20 protein-coding genes are annotated in these 23,391 nt (G+C 57.3%); 15 read left to right on the top strand and 5 right to left on the bottom strand.

Annotation, left to right across the window (positions count from 1 at the left end):
* Positions 1 to 92: 92 nt before the first annotated feature.
* Positions 93 to 1,058: a hypothetical protein gene (locus tag C2I35_RS22280; protein WP_211286096.1), complete on the bottom strand. Its 966-nt coding sequence runs from the start codon at positions 1,056 to 1,058 to the stop codon at positions 93 to 95.
* Positions 1,059 to 1,419: 361 nt separating this feature from the next.
* Between C2I35_RS22280 and C2I35_RS02065 the strand changes: the two genes are divergently transcribed.
* The 6 genes from C2I35_RS02065 (at position 1,420) to C2I35_RS21790 (ending at position 7,274) form a co-directional block, all read left to right on the top strand.
* Positions 1,420 to 2,670: a site-specific DNA-methyltransferase gene (locus C2I35_RS02065; RefSeq protein ID WP_211286095.1), complete on the top strand. Its 1,251-nt coding sequence runs from the start codon at positions 1,420 to 1,422 to the stop codon at positions 2,668 to 2,670.
* A 42-nt stretch (positions 2,671 to 2,712) separates the two neighbouring features.
* Entirely contained in the window at positions 2,713 to 3,249 is a 537-nt protein-coding gene (locus tag C2I35_RS02060; RefSeq protein ID WP_103761357.1) for a phage terminase small subunit P27 family, read from the top strand.
* A 74-nt stretch (positions 3,250 to 3,323) separates the two neighbouring features.
* Positions 3,324 to 4,022 (top strand): recombinase family protein, encoded by a 699-nt coding sequence (locus C2I35_RS02055; protein ID WP_103761356.1) that lies wholly within the window; start codon positions 3,324 to 3,326, stop codon positions 4,020 to 4,022.
* Positions 4,023 to 4,558: 536 nt separating this feature from the next.
* Positions 4,559 to 5,512 (top strand): LuxR C-terminal-related transcriptional regulator, encoded by a 954-nt coding sequence (locus tag C2I35_RS02045; protein ID WP_245890366.1) that lies wholly within the window; start codon positions 4,559 to 4,561, stop codon positions 5,510 to 5,512.
* A gap of 169 nt (positions 5,513 to 5,681) precedes the next feature.
* On the top strand, positions 5,682 to 6,674 hold the full coding sequence (locus C2I35_RS02040; protein WP_103761859.1) for an MBL fold metallo-hydrolase: 993 nt from the start codon (positions 5,682 to 5,684) through the stop codon (positions 6,672 to 6,674).
* A 339-nt stretch (positions 6,675 to 7,013) separates the two neighbouring features.
* Entirely contained in the window at positions 7,014 to 7,274 is a 261-nt protein-coding gene (locus C2I35_RS21790; RefSeq protein ID WP_146049948.1) for a hypothetical protein, read from the top strand.
* 134 nt (positions 7,275 to 7,408) lie between these two features.
* On the opposite strand, the gene proX is transcribed toward C2I35_RS21790, so the two are convergent.
* The 3 genes from proX to C2I35_RS02025 all read right to left on the bottom strand — a co-directional run bounded on the left by proX (position 7,409) and on the right by C2I35_RS02025 (position 10,585).
* Positions 7,409 to 8,443: a glycine betaine/L-proline ABC transporter substrate-binding protein ProX gene (gene proX / locus C2I35_RS02035; RefSeq protein ID WP_103761858.1), complete on the bottom strand. Its 1,035-nt coding sequence runs from the start codon at positions 8,441 to 8,443 to the stop codon at positions 7,409 to 7,411.
* Positions 8,444 to 8,529: 86 nt separating this feature from the next.
* Complete coding sequence (locus C2I35_RS02030) at positions 8,530 to 9,483, bottom strand: ABC transporter permease (protein WP_103761353.1); 954 nt, start codon at positions 9,481 to 9,483, stop codon at positions 8,530 to 8,532.
* Complete coding sequence (locus C2I35_RS02025; RefSeq protein WP_103761857.1) at positions 9,476 to 10,585, bottom strand: quaternary amine ABC transporter ATP-binding protein; 1,110 nt, start codon at positions 10,583 to 10,585, stop codon at positions 9,476 to 9,478. The genes C2I35_RS02030 and C2I35_RS02025 overlap by 8 nt, the downstream gene beginning before the upstream one ends.
* 194 nt (positions 10,586 to 10,779) lie before the next feature.
* Between C2I35_RS02025 and C2I35_RS02020 the strand changes: the two genes are divergently transcribed.
* The 7 genes from C2I35_RS02020 (at position 10,780) to C2I35_RS01990 (ending at position 18,338) form a co-directional block, all read left to right on the top strand.
* Positions 10,780 to 11,427, top strand: a complete 648-nt coding sequence (locus C2I35_RS02020; protein WP_103761352.1) for a cysteine hydrolase family protein — start codon at positions 10,780 to 10,782, stop codon at positions 11,425 to 11,427.
* Positions 11,420 to 13,210, top strand: coding sequence for a helix-turn-helix domain-containing protein (locus tag C2I35_RS02015; RefSeq protein ID WP_103761351.1), 1,791 nt, complete (start codon positions 11,420 to 11,422; stop codon positions 13,208 to 13,210). Before C2I35_RS02020 ends, C2I35_RS02015 begins: the two co-directional genes overlap by 8 nt.
* Before the next feature lie 100 nt (positions 13,211 to 13,310).
* Positions 13,311 to 14,303 (top strand): flavin reductase, encoded by a 993-nt coding sequence (locus tag C2I35_RS02010; protein WP_103761350.1) that lies wholly within the window; start codon positions 13,311 to 13,313, stop codon positions 14,301 to 14,303.
* Positions 14,300 to 15,808, top strand: coding sequence for an aldehyde dehydrogenase (locus C2I35_RS02005; RefSeq protein WP_103761349.1), 1,509 nt, complete (start codon positions 14,300 to 14,302; stop codon positions 15,806 to 15,808). The genes C2I35_RS02010 and C2I35_RS02005 overlap by 4 nt, the downstream gene beginning before the upstream one ends.
* A gap of 23 nt (positions 15,809 to 15,831) precedes the next feature.
* A complete protein-coding gene (locus C2I35_RS02000) occupies positions 15,832 to 16,908 on the top strand; it encodes an LLM class flavin-dependent oxidoreductase (protein ID WP_103761348.1) in 1,077 nt (358 codons plus the stop codon).
* A gap of 6 nt (positions 16,909 to 16,914) precedes the next feature.
* Positions 16,915 to 17,718 (top strand): alpha/beta fold hydrolase, encoded by an 804-nt coding sequence (locus C2I35_RS01995; RefSeq protein ID WP_103761347.1) that lies wholly within the window; start codon positions 16,915 to 16,917, stop codon positions 17,716 to 17,718.
* A 14-nt stretch (positions 17,719 to 17,732) separates the two neighbouring features.
* Positions 17,733 to 18,338, top strand: a complete 606-nt coding sequence (locus tag C2I35_RS01990) for an amino acid synthesis family protein (protein ID WP_103761346.1) — start codon at positions 17,733 to 17,735, stop codon at positions 18,336 to 18,338.
* Between the two features lie 677 nt (positions 18,339 to 19,015).
* Here C2I35_RS01990 and C2I35_RS01985 read toward each other — a convergent pair.
* Positions 19,016 to 21,055, bottom strand: coding sequence for an NADH:flavin oxidoreductase (locus C2I35_RS01985; RefSeq protein ID WP_103761345.1), 2,040 nt, complete (start codon positions 21,053 to 21,055; stop codon positions 19,016 to 19,018).
* 123 nt (positions 21,056 to 21,178) lie between these two features.
* Here C2I35_RS01985 and C2I35_RS01980 point away from each other — a divergent pair, with 123 nt between their 5' ends.
* Together C2I35_RS01980 and C2I35_RS01975 are read left to right on the top strand one after the other, a co-directional pair.
* Entirely contained in the window at positions 21,179 to 21,841 is a 663-nt protein-coding gene (locus C2I35_RS01980) for a TetR/AcrR family transcriptional regulator (RefSeq protein WP_103761856.1), read from the top strand.
* 358 nt (positions 21,842 to 22,199) lie between these two features.
* Positions 22,200 to 23,390, top strand: coding sequence for an efflux RND transporter periplasmic adaptor subunit (locus C2I35_RS01975; RefSeq protein WP_103761344.1), 1,191 nt, complete (start codon positions 22,200 to 22,202; stop codon positions 23,388 to 23,390).
* The last annotated feature ends 1 nt before the right edge of the window (position 23,391 follow it).

Genomic DNA, 23,391 nt, shown 5'->3' with positions numbered 1-23,391 from the left:
CTGGAGGAAAAATCCCGTGGCAGGTCAGAAAGGACCGACCTTCTGCAAAAGGTGTTCCCGGCAGGCGTGTCAACGCATCAGCAGAGAGAGCCTCAAGACACACTGCTTTCGCGCACAACTGCAATCAGGCGACGGAATACGTGGTCCGGAGTCGCTTGCTTCCAGAAATTGACAAAGCGGCAGACCAGCTGAAGGTTTGCCGCTTCATAGTGCCCATTGCTGTCTATCCGGTCTGCTGACGGTAGCATGTTCTTGTCACCTCTGTACTTAAAAGGCAGCCCGGTGATCGCACACCGCTCTTCCTGCTTTTTCAAGAGACGAGCCAAAAGTGCATCAAGCTCGCTGTCAGACATCTTCAGGTCTTTTCTCTTAATTGTCACATTCTCCAATTGCCCGTTGGCAAACCGGGTCGTGACAAGAATCGAATTTTTCATGTTCGCGAGGGCCTTCGCCTTTGATTCGCCGTCATTCACGCCGTCTTTTTCGACCGAGGTTTTCGAGGCAGTTCCCTCATCTTTGACACCCCACCAGAGCGCATCCAGTGTCCACAAATCGATATCAAGCTTCCGGGCCAGATCATGCAGCACCTCATTTACAGCGACATATCGTTCTCCTGTTGTTGTTCCGCGCTTGAAGGCAGGCCAGAGCCCAAGAAAGCGGAGGGCCTTCTCCGAAGTCCCGTTCCAAACCCCGTACTTTTCTGGGTAAGTCACTAACAGAATGGCGGAGAGTTTCGCCATCCCCATGCCAGGCGCCTTGATTGCGCTATCAATCCGCCCACTGATGGGAAGTGACTCGTCCACTAGAACGCTGAGCACCTGCCGCAATCTGTTCATGTCCGCATATAGCTGCGGTTGACGCCCGAGGCCTGTCCAGTGCTTGTTGTGCTTAATACTAAGGAATTTTCTGAAATTGCTCTCGTCGAGATCAGCCACCGCGGACGGTTTGAAGGAGGGAGAAAACTTCTTCAGAACCTCGTCACGACCTTCGATTATTTCGCGCACTTGCAGCTCACCTTTGGCCCAAGTCAGCTTCGAATAAACTTCCAGATCCACCATGACCTCCGAAAATTTCTACTTGCCAACAGTACCCGCATAAACTGCAGCGACACAGAAAATTGTCGGAACTGGAGATGTCGGCCTAACCCTGCGAAATGGTAAACGGAAATATGAGGCAAGGCATCTCGGTTTGTCGCCGTGTAGCGATAGACACATTTGCTCATTCCGGTGCCTAAAGTTAACCGCCATTGCGCCAATCACTGGTTTATTTGCGCTTGCTTCAGCTTCACACGACTCACAGGTTCGTCGCTCACTGGCGGTGATTGTCAGAAATTGTCGTGATTACATCGATTTATTGGGTTTGCTATACTCCCCGAGATGCGGGCACACGGACGCGTTGAAATAGAGCGGGGGGGGTAGAGTGGCAAAGAGAACAGACAGGCGCGCAACAGCGATCCGGCAATGTCCGGTAGAGGATCTGGTGCCCTACGCCAACAACGCGCGGACGCATTCCGACGCGCAGATTGCGCTGATCGCAGGGTCGATCCGGGAGTTCGGGTTCAACAACCCAGTGCTGGTCGATGGCGCGAACGGCATTATCGTGGGGCACGGGCGCCTGGAAGCCGCGCACCGGCTTGGACTGAAAGAAGTGCCGGTCATCGAGCTCGGGCATCTCTCGGACGCGCAGAAGCGGGCCTACATCCTGGCGGACAACCGGCTGGCCGAGCGGGCAGGGTGGGACAGGGAACTGCTGGCGCTGGAACTGGGCGACCTCTCCGAGCTTGGCGTCGATCTGTCCGACCTGGGCTTCGAGGGCGCTGAACTCGATGCCTTGCTGGACCGCGGCGCGGCGGACCCGCGCGAAGAGGAAACGCCGGAGCCACCGGTCACTCCGGTATCTCGTTCGGGCGACCTGTGGCGTCTCGGAAACCACCGCCTGCTCTGTGGGGATGCGACCAGCAAGTCCGACGTCGCCCGCCTGCTCGAGGGCGTGGTGCCACACCTGATGGTGACAGATCCGCCCTATGGCGTCGCGTACGATCCAGCCTGGCGCAACGAGACCGGCGCGACCAGGACCAAGCGGACGGGTAGGGTGGCCAATGACGACCGTGCTGACTGGCGGGAGGCTTGGGCGCTCTTTCCCGGGGACGTGGCCTATGTCTGGCATGGCGCTCTGCACGCGGGCACGGTTGCGGAGAGCTTGGTCGCCAGCGGGTTCGAGATCCGCAGCCAGATCATCTGGGCCAAGGAGCGGCTGGTCCTGTCACGGGGGCATTATCACTGGCAGCACGAGCCGGCGTGGTACTGCGTGAGGGGCAAGGGGCACTGGTCGGGCGACCGAAAGCAATCGACGCTCTGGGAGATCCCGAACAGGGACCAGGACGCGCAGACGATCCACGGCACCCAGAAACCCGTGGAATGCATGAGACGGCCCATGCTGAACAACTCCAGTCCCGGACAGGCCGTCTATGAACCCTTTTCCGGATCGGGCACGAGTCTCATCGCGGCCGAGACCTGCGGGCGCGTCTGCCACGCCATGGAACTGGATCCGGCCTACGTGGATGTGGCCGTCCGACGCTGGGAAAGCTTTACCGGGGAGACAGCGACGCTGGAGGAGGACGGCCGCAGCTTCGACGAGATCGCGTCGATACGGCAGGAGGAGGCGGCTTGATGGCTTCAATGAGAGCCATCAAGGCCCGCTCGGGTGGGGTCAATGCGCGGCCGTAAGCCAGTGCCCAAAGCCGGCACGCTAGCACACTCGCCCCTGAACGCCTTGCCGCGATGCCCGTCGCATCTGAAAGACGTAGCCCGCAAGGAATGGCGAAGGCTGGCGACACCGCTCCACGAGGCCGGCATCCTGACGCTGGCGGACCGTGCGGCCCTCGCGGCCTATTGCCAGGCCTACGCCCGTTGGGTCCAGGCGGAAGAAAAGCTGGGAGAGGGGCCCGCGTTGCTCAAGACGCCCAGCGGATACGTTCAGCAGTCGCCCTGGCTGACGGTCGCGAACAAACAGATGGAGCTGATGGGCCGCTACATGTCCGAACTGGGCCTGACACCGGTGGCGCGCACGCGCGTGGACATGGCCGAGACTGCTGCAATGAAAGATCCGGTCACAACGATCAAGTTCGTGACGGTCTACACCGACAAGGATGGCAACAGCGTCGAAGAAGGCGCCCGGGACGATGAATTAGAGCCAAATGCTCCACGCGACCCCGTGAGGGTCACCTGCAAGCCCGGTCGGCGCGATTAAGGCACTGATGCGCCTACACTAATTAAGGATTCCATCGTACAGAACTGCCAAACCAACGTTAGGCAGGTTTGTACATGATCAGCAACACTGTCCCACCTTTGAAGCTCGTCGCCTACGTGCGGGTCTCGACGGCGCGGCAGGGGAGATCCGGGCTCGGGCTCGACGCCCAACGCAAGGCCATCGACGATTTTGCGGCGGCGAAGAACGCGCAGGTCCTGGCTCGCTTCACTGAGGTGGAGTCGGGTCGCAGGAATAATCGGCCAGAACTGCAAAGATCTTTGGAGCTTGCGAGGCTGACTGGTGCGACGCTCATTATAGCCAAGCTAGATCGTCTTTCGCGCAACGCCGCTTTCCTGCTCACCCTACGCGATGCGGGCGTCCGCTTCGTGGCCTGCGACATGCCCGAGGCCAATGACCTGACCGTGGGCATAATGGCACTTGTCGCCCAGCAGGAAAGGGAGGCGGTCTCTCGACGCACGAAGGAGGCGCTGGCGGCGGCAAAGGCGCGTGGAGTGAGATTAGGCAATCCGAACGGGGCTGAGGCGCTAAGGCGGGCGGGCAAGGGCGGAGAAGCCTTGCGGGCGGCCGTAGCCGCCAATGCGGATGCGTTCGCCGAGGGTCTGGCGCCGATTATCCAGGGACTCCAGGAGAACGGCGTGACGACACTCCGAGACATCGCAGAGGCGTTGAATGACCGCGGGATAATGACCCGACGGAGAGGCCGATGGTATGTCTCGAACGTGCGCGGGCTGTTGGTGCGACTGTCACGTTGAGGTGGTTAAGGCTACGGAAAGAAAATTCATGCCGGTCACAGCGAGCGGCCGCTCTGAAATCATAATGCTCCTTCTCTCCTATTTGGAAATGCCGCCTATCCAAACGAGATATCTCAGTATCAACCGCGCAATCCAGATCGGAGAATTTGATCGGGCGACCAGATATTTCGATGGTGTCTCCATCGCGAACGTGTGTGACCTTTCCGGCTAAATTACCATTGATGGTCTTCGAAGCCTTTAAGCCATCTCGGTTCCAAGCATTTCCGCCTTGAATGCGCGCCGGAAGTTGTTCTTCTGAAAACCAAGCATTTTCGTCGAACCAGTCAATGAGCCCTGCTTGCTCCAATTTAAGCAAGATCGCGAGCACCAGCGCAAGGCCGGCCAAACCTAAACCTATTTGAGGCAAGCTAAGGCGGAATCTTCTCACCTGGCGTCGAGATGCATTGTGCTTCTTCAATTTGAGCCGAGCTTGCCGACCGATGCGTTTCGACCTTATTGTTGCTGTAGTTCAGGTTTACCGATCAAGAAGGGCGTCATTGGAACCGCAGATTCCTCAAAAGACCGTGGAGAAATGGCAACGTATTGTTGACCTGATTGCGCGGGTTGCCGAGGTACCTGCAAGCTTGGTGATGCGCACCAGCGCACCATACCATTCGGTTTTTGTCACTAGCGAAAGCGACAAAAACCCTTATCAGGTTGGCTGCCAGTTCACTTTAAACGAAAAACTATACTGTCACGGCGTTCTTCAAAAGGATGGCGAGTTGTTTGTCGAAGACGCGAGCAGTGATCCGGTATGGTCAGACAATGACGATATGGAGCACGGTATGTCTTTCTATATCGGCTATCCTCTGAAATGGCCGAATGGTGAGATATTCGGAACAATCTGCGTGCTGGACTCAAGGCGCAACCGACGTGCGATTTTGTTTCGGGAAGGGCTGCAGGAATTTGCCAGAGTGATCGAGGCCGATCTTGAACTGTTCACCGAGATGAACCGGCGGATCGAGCTGGAGGCTGAATTGCAGACAACACTGGACGAGCTTGAGCTAAGGGTCATGGATCGCACGGCGGATCTGGAAGAAGCAAATACCGCTCTTCGGGTGCTGTTGGGAAGCGTCGAAAAGGCACGCGAGGAATATGACCTAAAGTTGCTGCGTCAGATCAAGGGTCTGGTGATGCCGCACCTGTCAAAGCTGCGTATCCGGCTGGAAAGTGACCCGATCGGGTCCAACTATCTTGATACGGTCGAAGATCAGCTGAACTCGATCACCGCAAGCGTAAACAGCAAGCTGATGACAATCATGGAAAAACTGACACCGGTCGAGCGGGAGGTTGCTCAAATGATTATGCGGGGGCAGTCCACAAAGGAAATCGCGCGCACATTGTCGCGCGGGCGTAGCACCGTTGAATTTCATCGCAACAACATTCGCTCCAAGCTGGGTCTCAGACATAGCGGGAAAAACCTGCGAAGCTTGCTGCTTTCACTGCACTGAACCGATAGTCTTTTCACTCCGAGTAATATTTGACGAGCGGAAAAACATGGGGAATGCCCCCATATTATGCTACCATTATTCTAATACGTCACTGATAAACCTTCATTGATACCATCCTGTCATCTGGAACCAAGATCCAGATCTTTGAACAACAACAGGGATGCTAATCATGGACAGAGATTCTCTCAATTTAGAACCGATGGTTATCAATGGCGAAGCGGATGAGGTGGCCAGTGGTATTTCACGCCGCTCCTTCTTTATGGCCGCGGGAGCTGCGGGTGTTGGCGGGGCCACGAGCCTGCTAACTGGTACTTCGGTGCAAGCCCAATCAACCGACTGGACACAGCCCGGCAACAATAACGGTGTGATTGAGCTGCAAAAAACCACCGGAACAGACGTTTCGGGTGCTGTGGGTGTCGATTTCTACGGCCATTGCGCGATCAAAATCACATCGCCGGGTGGCGCGACACTCATGTTCGACCCCTGGCGCGACGATCCATCGGGTGCATGGGGCCTTTGGTTTAAAAACGAGTTCCCCGAGATACCGGTGGATATTTGCCTGTCTACACACACCCATTTTGACCACGATGCCATTCACCGCCCGGTTTCAACCATGGTGCTGGACCGCATGGTAGGGAACTTTGAATTTGCTGATGTTAAAATCACTGGGTTTGCCGATAAACATGTCTGTCGCGCACCTGGCTGGTATAATTGGACAAACGCACTGGGCGAATTCGGCGTCAATGCTTGCCCGCCGGACAATGTCAGCCACATGGATATGGTGGTGTATCTCGTTGAAACAGGCGGCGTCCGAACCCTGATTTGGGGCGACAATCGGCACAATCCACCGCAGGAATTTTGGGATGCGATCGGACAGGTCGATGTGCTGACACTACCCGTCGATGGGTCACAGCACATTCTGGATTACCAGCAAGGCAACGACATTGTCGAGAAGCTTAAGCCGAAGATTATCATCCCAACTCATTACCTGAGTGAAACGACAAGCTATACTCTGACCACGCTTCAAAGCGCGGATGAATGGGTCAAAGCACAACAAAGCTTCAAGATGCTCGATAGCGCGAGCCTGTCGCTCGAAGCCGGGGATGTCGCCGGTATGGATCGCGAGTTCCTCTATTTTGGGAACCATGCTCTTACGGCTTAACCGTGTGTGAAGGCGGGTGAAGGAGAGCCATATTTCCTTGCCCGCTATTAGACGGGAATCCTGTCAGCGATAGCGGCCGTTTCAAGCTCGCGCAGCGAATACCCGCTTTGTCCTGCTCAGCGGTCATTCGGGCTCCTTTGTGAAAAGTCCGTTCCATTACTATGACTTGCCCCGGTAAGGGCATCATGGCTCTCGTGGCACGGCAAGGGTGAGAGACGATCTCACGGCGCACCTAGGAAGCGATGGCTGCAGCGAAGGCCCGTAGCGTCAGGTTGGGCAATCTGACCGGGGCCACGGTACTCGGACAAGCTGGAACGGAGGAGCGTTGAAGGCGGTGCATTGGCGGAGACATTTATCGAACACGCCGGGCGGCACGCATCCGACAATTATGCGGAGAATGCAGAGCTACGTGCAACGAAGCGAATAATCCGATCGATGGACCGGCGCCAGATACCGGCGCTGCGGCTAACCCCGGACCCGATCCAGGTGCGGCTTGGGATCATGAACGAGGCAACAGACTTCAATGAATTGCACCGGCTGCCCAAGCGCCATTCTGAGGCCGCGGTCTCTGTATCGGAGTATAGCTATGTGAACACCTGACGGCCGTGGCTTAGTTCGAAACCGATAAGTGGAAGCAGATAGTAGGGCCAACTACGTCTGAAACTGTCCAAACAATGGCGACTAGTTCGCTCACCTGAACCAAGAAAGTCGGCGCAGGTGAGCGTGATGTTTCGTTAACTCTTTGCCGCAGTTTTCGCCTGAGCCAGCCATTCATCGACTACGTCGCGATTTTCGGAGATCCATTTCTGGGCAATTTCCTCGATAGCTTTGTCGGAGTTATCTTCCATCATTTGCCCCTCCCAGCTTGACCAGGTCGCAAGGGGCCATTGCACCGTCTCGGCCAGGCTTTCGATCGCAGGGTTCTCTTCAAGGAACTCCTTGTTGGCGGCAAGCTTCCAGTTCCAGGATCCGGTGGCCATCCGACAGGGATCCTGGTCCCCGGCGCAACCCACCACGCCGGAAACTTCATGGCCACCGCTGGATGTAACGCCTTCCGGTAGGGCACCGTAGGGGATGGGCAGCCAGACCACGTCTTCCCCTGGTTTCAGCTCTTCCGTCACGAAGGAGGGGCTCCAAGTATAATACAGGATAGGCTGTTCTTGCCGGTAGCGGGCGAAGACCTCTGCCAATAGAGGCTCATACGTTGCCCGAATGGATTCCACTGTATCGAGCAGCCCGTATTCCTCGAGCTGATAATCCACCACGTCCCCACAGCTCCAGCCTGGGTTGCAGTTCGCAAGATTGGCTTTGCCGTCCCCATCGGAGTCGAACAGCTTCGCAAGCTCTGGGTCCTTGAGCTGCGAGACCTCGGTGATCCCATATTCCTCCGCTGTCCTCTTATCGATGACGTAGCCATTGATACCGCCACCGCCGCCGATGGTCCCGTCACCAAGTAATGACAGTTCGTCTTCGACTTTCTCGAACTGAAGGGCGCGCTGAGGCATGTTCATGTCGCCTGTGATGTCCATGTCGCCCTGTGCGGCGGCTTGCAGAAAGGCCGCCACACCAATCGTGCGAAGATCGACCTCGTAGCCCAGCTCTTTCATCAGGGTCACCAATATTTCGTCTTGGACGTATTGGGCCCCAAGGCTATCGTTACGTGCAAAGCGCACAGACTTGCCCTCTCCCGGCAGTTCCTCTGCCAAGACCGGGCCGGCGAATGCGATCAGAGCTGCGCTGACAAGACATCTTTTGGTCACGAAATTCATGTATAGTCTCCTGTTGGTTGAGTTGAGCGCACCTGCGCTTTTCTGGTTCAACTTTGCAGGTGCAATTGTGGCCAGTAGAATTCTGTTCATTGATCGGCCCGAATAGGCTCGTCCGAATTTGCCAAATGTTCTTTCCTGCTGCCCGCTAAGGCCCTTTTGATCGAGAAGCGGACACCCTGTTGCGATGGCTTAGGTGAATCTGGCTTTTGGCGGTGGGCAAGAGCTTGAGTCAGACGATCGAGAATTATGGCGAGAAGGACGATCCCGATCCCCCCAATCGCTGCGCGACCCACATCGAGTCTTCCAAGACCCTGAAGCACCACCAGACCAAGGCCCTCTGCACCGATCATCGCTACAATGACGGCCATTACCATGGCCATAAGAACGGTCTGGTTCAGGCCCCCCAGGATTGTGGGCAGAGCTTGGGGCAGTTGCACTTCCCAGAGAAGTTGTCGGCTTGTCGCACCGTAGGCAATGCCAGCCTCAACGAGCTCCTTGTCAACCATTCGAATGCCTAGGTTGGTAAACCTTATCAGGGGCGGCGCTGCGACGATGATGACCGCTACAGCGCCTGGCACTGTTCCCACGCCAAAGAGCATCACGACCGGGATGAGATAAACGAAAGACGGTGTGGTCTGCATGATGTCCAGAACCGGCCGCACGATCCGCCATGCCAATTCACTTCGTGCGCACAAAATTCCAGTCGGGATCCCGATCAGGACGCAGGCGACGATGGCCGTCGCGATAAGCGACAGGGTGGTCATCGCTTCGGCCCAGAGGTCTATGAGGTTAATGAAGATCAGGGCGAACGCAGTAAAAAGTGCAAGGCCGCGGCCACTGATCCACAATGCAAGCAAGGCAAAGGTCACTACGAGAATCAGCGCAGGGACTACCAGAAGACCGCTTTCAATCGTTTTCAGAAGCGCCTCCACCGGCCAGCGGATAAGCAAGAAGAAGGGACGAAAATTGAAAGCGAGCCATTCGATCCCGGTCTGAATCCAGTCATCGAGCGGGATGTAATAGGTTTCCATTTCAAACATATACGGTGTCCTCTTGGTCAGGGACCTTCGGCCCGGAAATTCCCGCCAACAAAGCCTGTGTGGGAACATAACCTTGATAGCGCCCCTCTTCGTCTGTCACGGCTACTGGCCGACCGCCTTGAGCAGCGCCAGCTATGGCAATAAGCTTGGTTTCCGGTCGAACTGCTGTATAATTCTGGGACAATTTGCCCGTAGCAGTCTCGCGATACCCGATCAGACGCCCCTCGGAATCCAACTCGAAAAACTCGTTTTTTTCGGCACTCATTACGGACAGCGCATCGAAAAGACGGCTGCGGTCCACGTTACGGGTGAAAGCCGCCACGTAGTCGTGGCCAGGTTCGGTCACGACTTCTTGGGGCGCACCTTCCCTGATCAGGGCACCGTCCGACATGATCGCGATACGTGTCCCGAGCCTGAGCGCTTCCTGAAAGTCGTGGGTAATGAAGAGCACCGTCTTGTGGAGTGCATTCTGCAGACGCAGCAATTCGCCCTGCATCTCGCCCCGGATCAGGGGGTCGAGCGCACTGAAAGCTTCATCCATGATAAGTATGTCCGCATCGGTGGCAAGAGCTCGAGCAAGACCCACCCGCTGACGCATACCACCACTCAGAGCCGCTGGCAGATGGGACGCCCAAGCCGATAGACCGACGGTTTCCAGAACCTCGCCGGCCTTCGCATAGCGTTCTCGTTGGCCGATACCTTGCATTTTCAGGCCAAAAGCCACGTTTTCAATCACTGATTTTCGCGGGAACAAGCCGAAGTTCTGGAAAACCATCGACATACGATGGCGTCGGATCTCGCGTAGTTTGTCTAGGCCAACATGGGTGATGTCGTCACCATCCAGCAGCACCTGGCCTGCGGTTGGTTCAAGGATTCGATTGACGCAGCGAGCAAGCGTCGACTTTCCTGAGCCGGACAAGCCCATGATGACCGAGATCGCGCCGGCAGGAACTTTCAGGGACACATTGTCCACTCCCAACACACTGCCGGTTTCGGCCAGAAGTTTGTCTTTGCTGCTGCCCGCCTCGAGCATGCGTAGGGCTTGAGCGGGATCATTCCCGAATATCTTGTAAAGGTTTCGAACCTCTATGCGGTTGCTCACGGTTATATGTCCTCTTTTTCTCATGCGATGGGGCGATCCAGTCGCGAGAATACTGAATCACGATTGAACAGCAGGCAATTGGCTCCGTCTTCCTATCTGGAATAGGAAAAAGACGTCATATTCTCCGTGGAATTGCGGCATTTGCTAGGGTAGCGATAGTGTTACCCTGCCAAAACTTTTGCAAGGTATGCCCGATGCTTGAAAAAACTGAACGACCCGCGCTCGTCATCGTCGATATGCAGAACGATTTTGTCCGTCAGGGCGCTCCACTAGAGGTGCCGGATGCACGTGAAGTTCTGCCGAGACTGACAGGCATACTCACTCTTTTCCGCAAAGCACCTTTACCGGTCGTGCATACGCGATACATTGGGTCACCAAACTACGCGCATCTACAAGATCGCCTGCAATGGTTGAGATTGCTTGAACCACCCATCAATGCTTGCAGGCCGGAATTCAGGCGATACTACACCGATATCGGAGAGGCCCGCGAAGCAGTTGCTATTGTCGATGAGCTGGCACCGTTGGATAATGAAATAGTGATCGACAAACCGTATTACAGCGCTTTTTTTCAAACGGATTTGCAAACGCAGCTCGAAGCGGCGGGTGTCGATGGTTTACTCTTCGCGGGAACGGTTACCGAGATGTGTGTCGAGGACACGGCGCGTCATGCAGTGCACTATGGCTATCACACCGCACTGATTGGTGATGCCGTTGCATCGAACAATCCGACACGTCAACGGGCAACACTCGAGGCATTCTCAGGCAATTACGGCCACGTCGTAAGTTGTGCTGAAATTGAAAAGAAGCTTTCGAGCCCTGCCGGAGTAGTCCAACGTGCCTGACAGCCCTCACTTGAGTGCTTCAGGCGAAAACAGCACGCCAGGGGCACAGAAGTTTCGCAAGGTTTCGGAAATTGCGCGATTAATCCACGAAAGCCACGATCTGCACGACGTGCTTCGACGTCTGACGGAAGGCGTGTGCATGCATTCCAACTGGTCAACCAGCACAATCCAGGCGCTGGACCTGAAGCGTGAAATGACGATGCCCATCGTGCGATACGATCCTTTCCGCCCGCAGGCGGTCGCGACAATGCGGGAATGGGAAGCAGGCGGCAGCCCGTTGGTTAGGATCGTGGAAACGGGCAAACCCCTGGTCATGCCGGATGCGTCCGAGCAGGATGGTTATCCCAACTTTCGCGATGACGCACGGCACCGCGGCTATCGCACAGTGGTTCTCATTCCATTGAAATTTCCCGACTCAGAAGGCCGCGCGATCGTCTTTTCCGTCTACGCTTATGAGGTCGTCGAAGTCGATCAGACCGAAATGGGCTTTCTGCAATGTCTTGCGGATCTTGCGGATCTTGCCGTGCGCAGGATGCAGGCCCTGGAAAAGGAGACCGCAGAGGCGCATTCACTGCGCGAAGTTCTGGGCAATCTCACGGACGCCTTGGCCAGCACTCTCAACCTCGAGAAATCCGAAGATTTTGTAAGAGTTCTTTCACGCCTTTTTCCAGGAATGTGGTTCGCTGTGGATCTCACCTCAGGTCGCCCCATCATGGATAAAGATCTCGACTGGCCGCCGCTAGACATGAACCAACGCAACCTGCTGGGCGAGATCGTGCGACAGACGCTACGGGCAGAGTCCTCGAATGGCGGCGAAACTGTTCCCTTGCGATTGGGGAACGGACCGCCACGGGATGTGCGTGTGCGCGGGCTGGACATAGACGGTAGCCGCGTCGGTGCCTTGTTCCTCATTGATTCTGGTGAATTAACCCCGCAACAGGAGATTGTCGTTCAGGCCGGGCAGTTTGCTTTGTCGACAATGATGTTGCGCAATTACGTCGCTTTTCGAATTCGAGGTCATGCAGCGCAACGTCTGCTCAAGCGGCTTTTCTCTGGTGAACTTACAAATCAGGAGGAACTTCTGGAAGAAGCGGCAATGCTTGATTTTAGTCTCGATGGCACGATGAGGTTATTGGCAATTCGCTGCCCAGGACGTGATCCGCTTGAGGACGGCGCTTACAGTTTTGTCATACGCAAGGTCCAGGAAACCTTTGGCCAGTCCGTATCCTGTGGATTCGACGGCGCGATTTATTTTCTTTTGCATGATCTTCCGGATGTAGAGGAGAAGAAGTTCCGTGACGGGTTTATGGCGCAGGTTCGTCCGGCGCTTCCTCCAGACGCAGCGATCACACTGTCCGACCCTATACCGGAACTGATCCAGATACCTCATGCCCAGGAAGTATGCCATCGGAACCTGACTTTGGCTGAGCGCATGAAGGCTCGCGGCTGGATAACGGCCCAGAATATTGGAGCGCTCAACACGTTGATGACATCGCTCAGCGAAGCCACGGCTGAGAATTTTCTTGCAAAGACAATTGAGCCAATCGCAGAAAATGGGTCAAGCAAGGGCCAGACCGCACTGAATACACTTGATGTCTTTCTTAATAGCGGACGGCGGCTGCAGGAATCTGCCGATGAGCTGAAAATTCACGTCTCGACCATGCGTTATCGCTTGGAGCGCCTAGCCGAAAAGCACAACATTGACCTTTCAGATTCAGGGCAATGCTTTGAACTCGAACTGGCCCTGCGCCTATACAAGCTGAGAAAGTCCTACAGAACGTAGAAAAAATTCTTCGTTTGCTCCTCGTATTCGATTGAGGATTGAGAGCCGGCACCTTCCCTAGACTGCGTTCAAGATCATTGACCAAGGGAAGTGAGTAGTAATGGCTAGCCAAAGACTCAGCAATGAGGACTGTGACGCACTCAGGCGCGCCTTTGGTGCCTTTGCCACAGGCGTAACAATCGTCACCTGCCAGGATACCGAAGGCAAGCCGCTCGGGTTCACCGCCAATTCCTTTACATCGGTCTCGCTCGAGCCTGCGCTCCTACTGATATGCATCGCGAAGACCTCGACAAGTCTCGAGCACTTCCGCCGCTGCAAAAGTTTTGCGGTGAATATTCTCTCTGCTAGCCAAGTCGACCTGTCAAACAAATTTGCTTCACGGCAGCCTGATCGCTTCGCTGATGTCATGTGGGAGTCAGGAGAAAACGGTGCGCCTCTCATCGACAAAAGCGCGGCATGGTTCGACTGCTTGGTTCACCAATTTGTGGACGCGGGTGACCATATCGTCCTGATCGGACGGGTGAGGGATTTCGACCAGTCTGATCTGGCCCCACTAATCTATCTGAAGGGCCAATATCTCGAGGCGCCAAAGCCGGTCGAGGCCCTGATGGAAACTGCAAATGGCGGCGTTCAGGTGGGCGGACTTCTGGCCGGTTCAGAGGGTGTTTTGCTGCAAAAGGTGAACGGTGCCTGGACGGTTCCCATGGGGCGGCCGCAACCGGGCTTTAGAGCCGCGCGCACCAGCCTTGACAATTGTTTGAGTGAGGCGGGCGTCGATGTGAACTGGAACGTGCTCTATTCGGTTTTCGATGAGCCCAAGGGCGACGGCACCTGGATGTTCTTTCACGGATCATTAGACGGGACGCCGGACTTGAAAGACGGCTATCGCATCTTTGCGCTCGACGAGCTTCCGGTTGATGAGATGCCGGTTCGTGGCATGCGATCGATGGTGCGCCGGTATCTGAGCGAGAATCGCGACGGTGCCTTCAGTCTATATGCCGATGCGCCGCGCCGCAGCGGACATATCGCGCGATTTGCGGGTCAGGCAACCCCGTGGAGTGATGTATTCAATTTGGAAGAGAAGCGAACATGACACAATTTACGACCGATAAGATCGCGGGAAACTGTCTGCCGATATTCGTCAACAATGACTTCATCACGTCAAAAGGTGAAACATTCGCGAGCTTCGACCCCGCAACCGGGAAGGAATGGTCCCGTATTGCAGACGCTACCACGGAGGAAGTGGATGCAGCGGTCATGGCTGCACGCGCTGCTTTAAAGAAACCGTCCTGGCGCGACATCTCCCAATCGGAACGCGGGGCGCTTCTGGGCCGGTTGTCAGAGCTCGTCAGCGAGAACGCGGATCGCCTTGCGCGCCTCGAAACACGCGACAATGGCAAGCTGTTTCGCGAGATGCAGGCGCTGGCGAATGCGGTGGCTCTGGGGCTACGATACTTCGCCGGCATGGCCGACAAGGTGGAGGGCACCACGATTCCGGTAAACAAGCCGGACATGTTGAACTTCACGATCCGGGAGCCCATCGGCGTTATCGCGACCATCGTGCCATGGAATTCGCCCCTTCTGCTGTTGAACCGCGCCATGGCCCCTTGTCTGGCGCTGGGAAACACGATGGTTGTGAAGCCTTCGGAACATGCCTCTGCTGCGGTGATGGCAATCGCGGAACTGGTGAAAGAGGCAGGATTTCCCGAAGGCGTGTTCAACGTGGTGACCGGTTACGGCAGCACTGTTGGTGACACTTTGGTGCGTCATCCCGAGGTGGACAAAGTCGATTTCACCGGCGGACCGGCTACCGGCCGGATTATCGCGAAATCAGCTGCCGAGAACCTGACGCAGACGGCATTGGAGCTGGGAGGCAAATCGCCCCACATCGTCTGCGAAGATGCCGATCTGGACCGCGCGGTAAACGGCGTGGTGTCGGGCATTTTTGCGGCGGGAGGGCAAACTTGCGTCGCGGGGTCTCGCTGCCTTGTGCACGAAAGTATCTATGATGAAGTTCTTCACCGTTTGTCCGAGCGCGCCAATGCGATCAGGATCGGCGCCCCAGACGACGATACCACGCAGCTGGGCCCTCTTGCCCTCTGGGCGCAGGTCGAGAAAGTCGGACAGTTCGTGGAAACGGCCAAGGCGGAAGGCGCGCGGCTGATAAGTGGCGGTGGCCGTCCAGAAGGAATGGGTGACGGCTGGTATGTCGAACCCACGATCTTTGCCGATGTCACAAACGAAATGACGCTGGGCCGCGATGAGGTTTTCGGGCCGGTTTTGGGCGTCATGCCCTTTTCCGACGAAGATGACATGATTGACAAGGCCAATGACACCCGCTTTGGCCTCGCGGCAGGCATATGGACCGACGACATGAACCGCGCGATGCGCTTCATGCGGCGGATCGAGGCTGGCATGGTCTGGATCAATACCTACCGCAGCCCTTCGATGATGTCCCCCTCAGGCGGATTCAAGGAAAGCGGATACGGAAAGCACAATGGCTTTGCCGCGATCGAAGAATTCAGCCGCATCAAAACCGTGGTGATCGACTACTCGGGCCAGACGCAGGACAGCTTCGTCATGCGCGTCCAGAAGTAATTCAGCAAGAACGGAGCAATATCATGAAATTCTCAGTTGCCATCAACTTGGGGCGCATGGATGCCTCGAAGCCGATGGAGGAAGTCGCATCGGAAGCGTTGGAACTCGTGCAGATTGCCGACGAGGGAGGTTTTGACGTCGTCTGGACAGCCGAACACCACACAATCGAGCTGACAATTTCTCCCAACCCGTTCCAGTTGCTGTCGCACTGGGGTGCCCACACTAAGAAGATTCGCTTGGGAACTGCGGTCGTCGCCGCACCGTATTGGAACCCGGTCAGACTTGCCGGAGAGGCTGCCCTTTGTGATGTGCTGACAGGTGGGCGACTGGAATTGGGTTTGGGCCGAGGCGCCTACCAATACGAGTTCGACCGAATGGCAGGTGGCATGGAACAAGGGGAAGGCGGCCGCTATCTGCGCGAGATCATTCCTGCTGTCCAGGCTCTGTGGGAGCGCGACTACGCTCATGACGGTGAACTCTGGAATTTCCCCGAAACTGCTTGTGTGCCGCGACCCATTCAGAAACGCCCGCCGATGTGGGTTGCCGCGCGCGACCCCAACACATTCGAATTTGCGGCGCAAAACGGATGCAACATCATGTCGACCGCGTTGCGCAAGCCCTTCGATGAAGTGCGCGACCTGCAGTCCAAGTTCGTCCAGGCCGCCAGCCACAGCAAGGGCCCGATCGAACATGCCACGCTGCGCACAGGGTGCGTATATGAAGATGACGCCGGACGTGATGACGCGATCCGCGCGATGATCGATTTCGGTCGCAGTTTCGAAAACCTGTTCAAGAACATCGGCGAGGTTCGGCATGGATACCCGGAGGCTGTGGATTTCGACATTGTAGCCAACCGCGGTGAATATCAGCCCGACGCCCTAACCGAGAATATGCTTTTGGGCACACCGGAAGAGATTATCGCCAAGATCAAGAAATATCAGGAGGTTGGTGTCGATCACGTGATCCTGGGCACGTCCTTCTTCCTGCCGCACAAGAGAGCACGGCGATCGCTGGAACTGTTCTGCGAACATGTGATCCCGTATTTCCAGAACACAGGGAACGCGGCTGGCAAGCCGGCAATGGTGGCTCAGGGCGGATAGGGTCACATGGAAATCTATCACACGCCTGAAGGAGCCGCTTTTGCCTACGATCGCAAGGGTGAAGGACCTGCCGTTATGCTGGTGCACGGCGTGGGGTCCAATCGCGCCGCCTGGGATCCAGTTTTTCCTCATCTGGATAAGAGACGAACCTATCTGCGGCCTGATTTGCGCGGTCACGGGGAGAGCGCACGATTGACTGGTCCCTATACGCTCCGTGGTATGGCCGCTGACGTCATCGCGCTGGCAGATCACTGTGACCTTGAGCGCTTCGCGATCGTCGGCTTTTCATTGGGCGGGCTGATCGCGCAGCGCATCGCCTTGGATCACCCTGACCGGCTGAATGCTCTTTGCCTTTTATCGACAGTTGCGGGGCGTAGCGCGGACGAGCGCGAGCGCGTTCTTCAGCGTCGCGATATTTTGCAGCGCGAAGGCCCCTTGACCCACCTCGCCAACGCAGTCGAACGCTGGTTCACGGAAGAGTTCATTGCCAAGAACCCGGAAATCATCGCGCGACGCCGAGAACAAGCTCGGGCGAATGACCCCGAGTGCTACATGGCCGCTTACAATGTCCTGGCTGAAAGCGACCTGGGAGATCAACTGGACCAGATCAAAACACCGACGCTGGTGATGACCGGAGAGAATGACATCGGATCGAACACCCGGATGGCTCGACTGATGCATGATCGAATCCGCGGCTCCGAACTAGTTGTCCTCGACAAGTTGAAGCACTCGATCCTGCTAGAAGCCCCCCAAACCGTCGCCAACCATCTCAACAAATTTCTGGCACCCCATCTGCCTGACCATTCCTAAGGGAGAACTCCTCAATGCAACCTAGAGTCAGAAAATACGTCTCCCATATGGAAACTATCCTGGTGGAAGGCGGAAAATCAGCAGAGCGGCCGCTTCGTATCGCGGCAGTTGCCGCCGTTTTTGAGAATCCTTGGGCCGGACGCGGCTTTGTTCAGGATCTCCGGCCGGAAATACACGCGATGGCACCGGTCCTCGGGCAGGAGATGGTGCCGCAGCTCATGGAACTTTTGGGCGGCGCCGAGAAGGTGGAGGCTTTTGGCAAGGCTGCGATTGTCGGCGTGAACGGCGAGATCGAGCATGGTTCGGCTTTCATCCACACTCTGAGGTTCGGCAATTACTTGCGAGAAGCGGTGAAGAGCGCTGAATTCATTCCGTTCATCAATACACGCGGCGGGCCAGGACAATTGGTGACGTTTCCGCTGAAAAGCATATCGGAGGGCGGGGCTCGATCGCATTTCCTGTCTGCTGAGTTTTGCGTCGCCGACGCTCCGGGGCCGGATGAAATCTTGATTGCGATCGGCGGTGCGACTGGAGGACGCCCTCATGCTCGAATTGGCGATCGCTATCAAGACATGGAGGACTTGGACACCGACCAAACGAAAGTTTCTGAGCTTAGCTAGTCAAACTTCGAGGTGTAAAGGTTTAGAGTCCTTTTAAGTTCGGTGACATGCCTGCCTGCGCTCAAGTCATTGCGCTTCAATCTTAACGAGATGATCGCCCAGAGCCAGGGCAAGTGACACTTTGCGCCAACAAAAAGCAAAGTAGCTTCCTAACAGGAGAACGTTGGACTTTGGTCCCGTTCGCTCCGCCACTTGCCCTTTAGAAATTGTTTTCTAGGTCCGGGTTCGGTCGGACTTTTCCTTTGTTTGCGAGGGTTCTGCGGGAGGGGCTGAACGCTGCGCCGCTGGCAAGCTTGGCGAAATCTTATTCCGGGGGTCGCTATTCTTTAAACCTCATGACTGTTCCAAACTGGCGAAGTTTTCCAAAGCTGTGAAAGTTTGCTCTTTTTTCGCTGGGAATAGCTTTGCACGTCGACGCCAGTGTCCGCCGGCTCTCTTTTGATGAAGCGCGCATCGGCCTTGGGGTGTTTCGGCGGCACCAGCCGGTTCATTTGGCGAAAGACGCCGCCGCGCGGACGTTCAGAACGAAGTCGCGCAAGCTGCGGTCACGGTTGATCTATAGGCTTTGCCGCCAGAGCGTAAAGCCGGGCTGGGGCAGAACGTCACCGTCGGTGACATCGCCGACTTCGCCCCGGGCATCGGCTGAGACCAAGTGGATCGTCCGGGACGAGCGCATGTCAGAGTGCTTTGCACAGGCGCAAAGCGTCGTAAATCGCGGCGTGGGTGTTGCGCGACGCCACCGCGTCACCAATCCGATAGAGTTGATAAGTGCCACCATCGTTGCTCCGCAATTCCTGCGTGCGCCCCTCGATCAGCGCATCATAGTCGACCTCTCCCAGGTTGGAGGATCCCGGACGGAGGTCAAAATACAGATCGTCGAGCGGCAGGGTGCCGTGGTTCACGACCACCTGATCGACATGTCGATGCCGTGTCACGCCGCCGTAATCGCTGTCGATGGTGGCCAGAAGAGCGTTGCCTTCGCGCTCGACCGCGGCCAGCTTCCAGGTTACCGTCAACCTGACGTCGCACTTTTGCAGTTCTCGCATCGCAGGGGTCAGGGACATGCCCATGACCTCGGGCGCAAAACTGCGATCGCGGGTCATGATCTCGACCTTTGCGCCGGTGGCGGCGATCTTTTCGGCGGCCTGAAGCGCGGCAAAGTCACCGGCCTCGTCATAGATAAGCACATCTGCACCCGGCTGGGTGTCTCCCGAGAGGATATCCCAGCTGGAAACGACAAGCTCCTCGCCCCCGCCCGGAACCTCGACCTGCGGCAGGCCGCCGGTGGCGACGATAACCACGTCCGGGTCTTCTGCCAAAACGGTCCGGTCATCGGCGAAGGCGTTGAAGTGGAAGGCCACTCCCATGCGCGTACATTCCTCGAAACGCCACTGTATCAGCTGGAGCATCTCCTTGCGGCGGTCCGTCTGCGCGGTGAGGCGCACCTGACCACCGGGGTCGTTCGCCGCCTCGTATACGATCACCTCGTGACCGCGTTCCGCCGAAACCCGGGCGGCCTCCAGCCCTGCAGGCCCGGCGCCGATGATGACCACACGGCGGTGGGTGTCGACCTTTTCTATCTCGTGCGGCTGCTCGGTCTCGCGCCCGGTGGCCGGATTGTGCAGGCAAAGCGCCATACCCCCTTGGTAGATACGGTCCAGACAGTAGTTGGCCCCGACGCAGGGGCGGATGCGATCTTCCTCGCCCCGCATGATCTTGGCCACGATATGCGGCTCAGCGATATGGGCGCGGGTCATGCCGACCATGTCCAACTTGCCCGAGGCGATTGCATGGCGGGCGGTCGCCACGTCCTGGATCTTGGCGGCATGGAACGTGGGAATCTGCGCCTCGGCCCGGATCTCGCCGGCGAAATCCAGATGTGGGCTTGATCGCATGCCCTGCACAGGAATCACGTCCGTCAAAGCGGCATCCGTTGCCACGTAACCCCGGATAATATTCAGGAAATCGACCATCCCGCAGGATTTCAGGCGCCTGGTGATCTCGATTCCGTCTTCCCGGGTGATCCCGCCCGGCTTGTCTTCGTCCGCGACATATCGGATGCCCACGATGAAGCGCTCGCCCACGCGGGCGCGGATCGCCGTCAGCACCTCCATCGTGAAGCGCAAGCGGCTGTCGTGGTCACTCGCACCGAAAGGGCCGTCAAGTTGGTTGAGCTTCGGCGACCAGAACGCATCCATCAGGTGGCCATAGGCCTCGAGCTCGATCCCGTCGAGACCGGCGGCCTGCATCCGTTCGGCGGCGTCGGCGTAATCCTCGATGATGCGCGCGATATCCCAGTCCTCCATCTTCTTGGGATAGGCGCGGTGTGCCGGCTCGCGCGCATGGCCAGGCGCAAGGCTGGGCAACCAGTCACCGCGGTCCCAGCGGGTACGCCAGCCCAGATGGGTCAGTTGGATCATCACCGCGCAACCATGCTCGTGACACGCGTCGGTCAGCGCCTTCATGTGCGGCACGACCTCGTCGCGGTAGGCGAGGATATTGTTGAAGGCTGGCGGACTGTCGCGTGACACCACCGCCGAGCCGGCGGTCATGGTAAGCGCAACGCCGCCGCGGGCCCGTTCGGCGTGGTAGGCCCGGTAGCGATCGGTCGGGAGGCCATTCTCTGGGTAGGCGGGCTCGTGACTGGTGATCATCAGCCGGTTTTTCAGTGTCAAATGTTTGAGCTGGAACGGTTGAAGTAGGGGGTCGCTGGTCACGGGCTGGCTCCTGTGCTGACACTGGGACACTCGAAAAAATGTGCATTTGTGTCAATATCGAGTTCACTGTTGTATATTTTCATTTGAGGATCGGCAACTTGCCCTTTATCTATGAACATGCGTATGGATGACATCTCGGTAGATGAACCTGAAAAGACGTCGGGGTGGCGCGGCTCGCGCGAGCTTTGGCTCACGGCGGCCAAGCAGGCCTTGTTGGAAACAGGTCTCGATGCGGTCAAGATCCAGCCGCTCGCCAGCCGCTTGAACATTTCCCGCACCAGTTTTTATTGGTTTTTCAAAGATCGCGGCGCACTTCTAGACGCGCTGCTGGAAGAATGGGATGCCAAGAATACAGGAGCCTTCGCCGATGCCTCCGACGCCTATGCCGAGACGATCACCGAGGCCATTCTGAACCTGATTGCGGTCTTTCATGACGAGGCTTTGTTCGAGCCCCAGCTTGATTTTGCGATCCGCGGCTGGGCACACCAATCGACAGAGGTGATGACCAGGGTGAATGCATCGGACAAAATCCGGCTTGACGCGATCAGGCGCATGTTCGAACGGTTCGGGTATGACAGAAGTGATGCCGACGTGCGCGCAAGGACCGTCTATCTGACGCAGATCGGGTATATCTCGATGCAGGTTCAAGAACCCCCCGAGCTCCGTATGGCGCGGGTGCCCGGCTATGTCATGACGTTTTGTGGCATCGAGCCTGCGCCGAACGAACTCGCCAGGTTCCACGCGCGCCTTGGTGCGCGTCCGGCGGGGCAAAGTACTGAACGCTGAAAGAAAAGGCAGCTCTCAGGACATTAAGCGTACAGAGCAAATTGCACACTGCATGTGCGGCGATGCACCTTGCCATTAAGGACAGGTTCGCTGATTGCGTCGATTAACAAGAAGTTTCGACATGGGCATGGCTCGCTGTTCTTGGCGCGGTTCGTTTCAGCGGCAGCGAAAGCTCGGATCCGATGTTGTCGCATGGCACGGCGCGACGGAGTGCTGGAACGCGTGATCGGAGAATGCGAGTCAGCTGTGCAAATTGCGAAGCCGAGCCGAAAGCGACTGCCGCGCGCGTTAGTTCGGTTAAGGAAGAATAGTACGCGGGACTGTTTCAGATTCCGCCAAGCTTTGGGAGAGTGCGACGATGCCGGCGCCGAAGAACGAAAAATTCCCATTTGCCGGGTCCGGCCTGCGCGCACTTGCACTTATTGCATGTCTGTCCGTTTTGTCGCACGACGCTGCGGCCCAGTCGGACGATGCCGGAGCGGCGGCGTCGCAATCCAAGCCGGTCGGCGTGATTGTCCTCAATGCGCAGGACGTGCCCTTCGTGCTGACCGTGCCCGGCCGTGCCGTGGCTTTCCGCGAAAGCGATATTCGCCCACAGGTGACTGGTGTGATCGACGAGATCACCTACAGGCCCGGCACTGAGGTTGCGGCGGGTGATCCGATGTTCCGGATCGAGAGCGACACATTTGCCGCCGACAAACGCGCCGCCGAAGCCTCGGTTACGCGGGCGGAGGCGGCGCTGGTCACCGCCAGAAACACACTGGAGCGCTATCAGACACTGAGCGGCCGGTCGGTCAGCCAGACCCAGGTCGACGATGCGGAAGTGGCCGTGCTTTCCGCGGAAGCCGACCTTGAACAGGCCCGCGCCAACCTTGAAATCGCTCAACTTGAGCTCAATCGGACCGAAATCCGCAGCCCCTTCGCCGGCGAGCCCAGCGTGGCCGCGATTTCGATTGGAGCGGTGGTCACCGCGAACCAGGCCGAGGCGTTGGCGACAGTCACGCAACTGGACCCGATTTACGTTGACCTCATTGAATCGAGCGCCCGCGTGCTTCGAATCGAAGAGATGATCCGGTCCGGCGCGCTGCGCGTCAACGGCGACATCGGCTTTTCATTGACGCTTGAGACAGGCGAGACCTACCCGGAGCCTGGGCGCCTGGTGTCCGACAGCGCCCGGGTGTCCGAGACCACCGGCACGCTCGCCTACCGCGTCGAGTTTCCCAACCCTGATCGGGTTATCCTTCCGGGACAGTTCCTGCGCGCTGACGTTACGCTGGGAATGCGCGAGGCCTTTCTTGTGCCGCAACGCGCCGCACGTCGCAGAGCCGAAGGACTGCTGACATTCTACGTGGCCCGCGAAGGCAAAGCCGTGCTGGTCGAAACTCGCGATCTGGGAAGCTTTGAGAATGCCTGGGTCGTGGCCGAAGGGCTGCAGGAGGGCGATCAGTTGATTGTGGACGGGCTGACACGGTTGCGCAGTGGCGCGCCAGTGGCCCCCAAGCAGGTCAGACTGGATGACGCCGGACGCGTCGTTGAAGAAGAGGGCTGAA

The organism is Roseovarius confluentis, from assembly GCF_002917925.1.
Taxonomy (GTDB): domain Bacteria; phylum Pseudomonadota; class Alphaproteobacteria; order Rhodobacterales; family Rhodobacteraceae; genus Roseovarius; species Roseovarius confluentis.
This window is presented reverse-complemented; position numbering and strand designations above follow the sequence as displayed.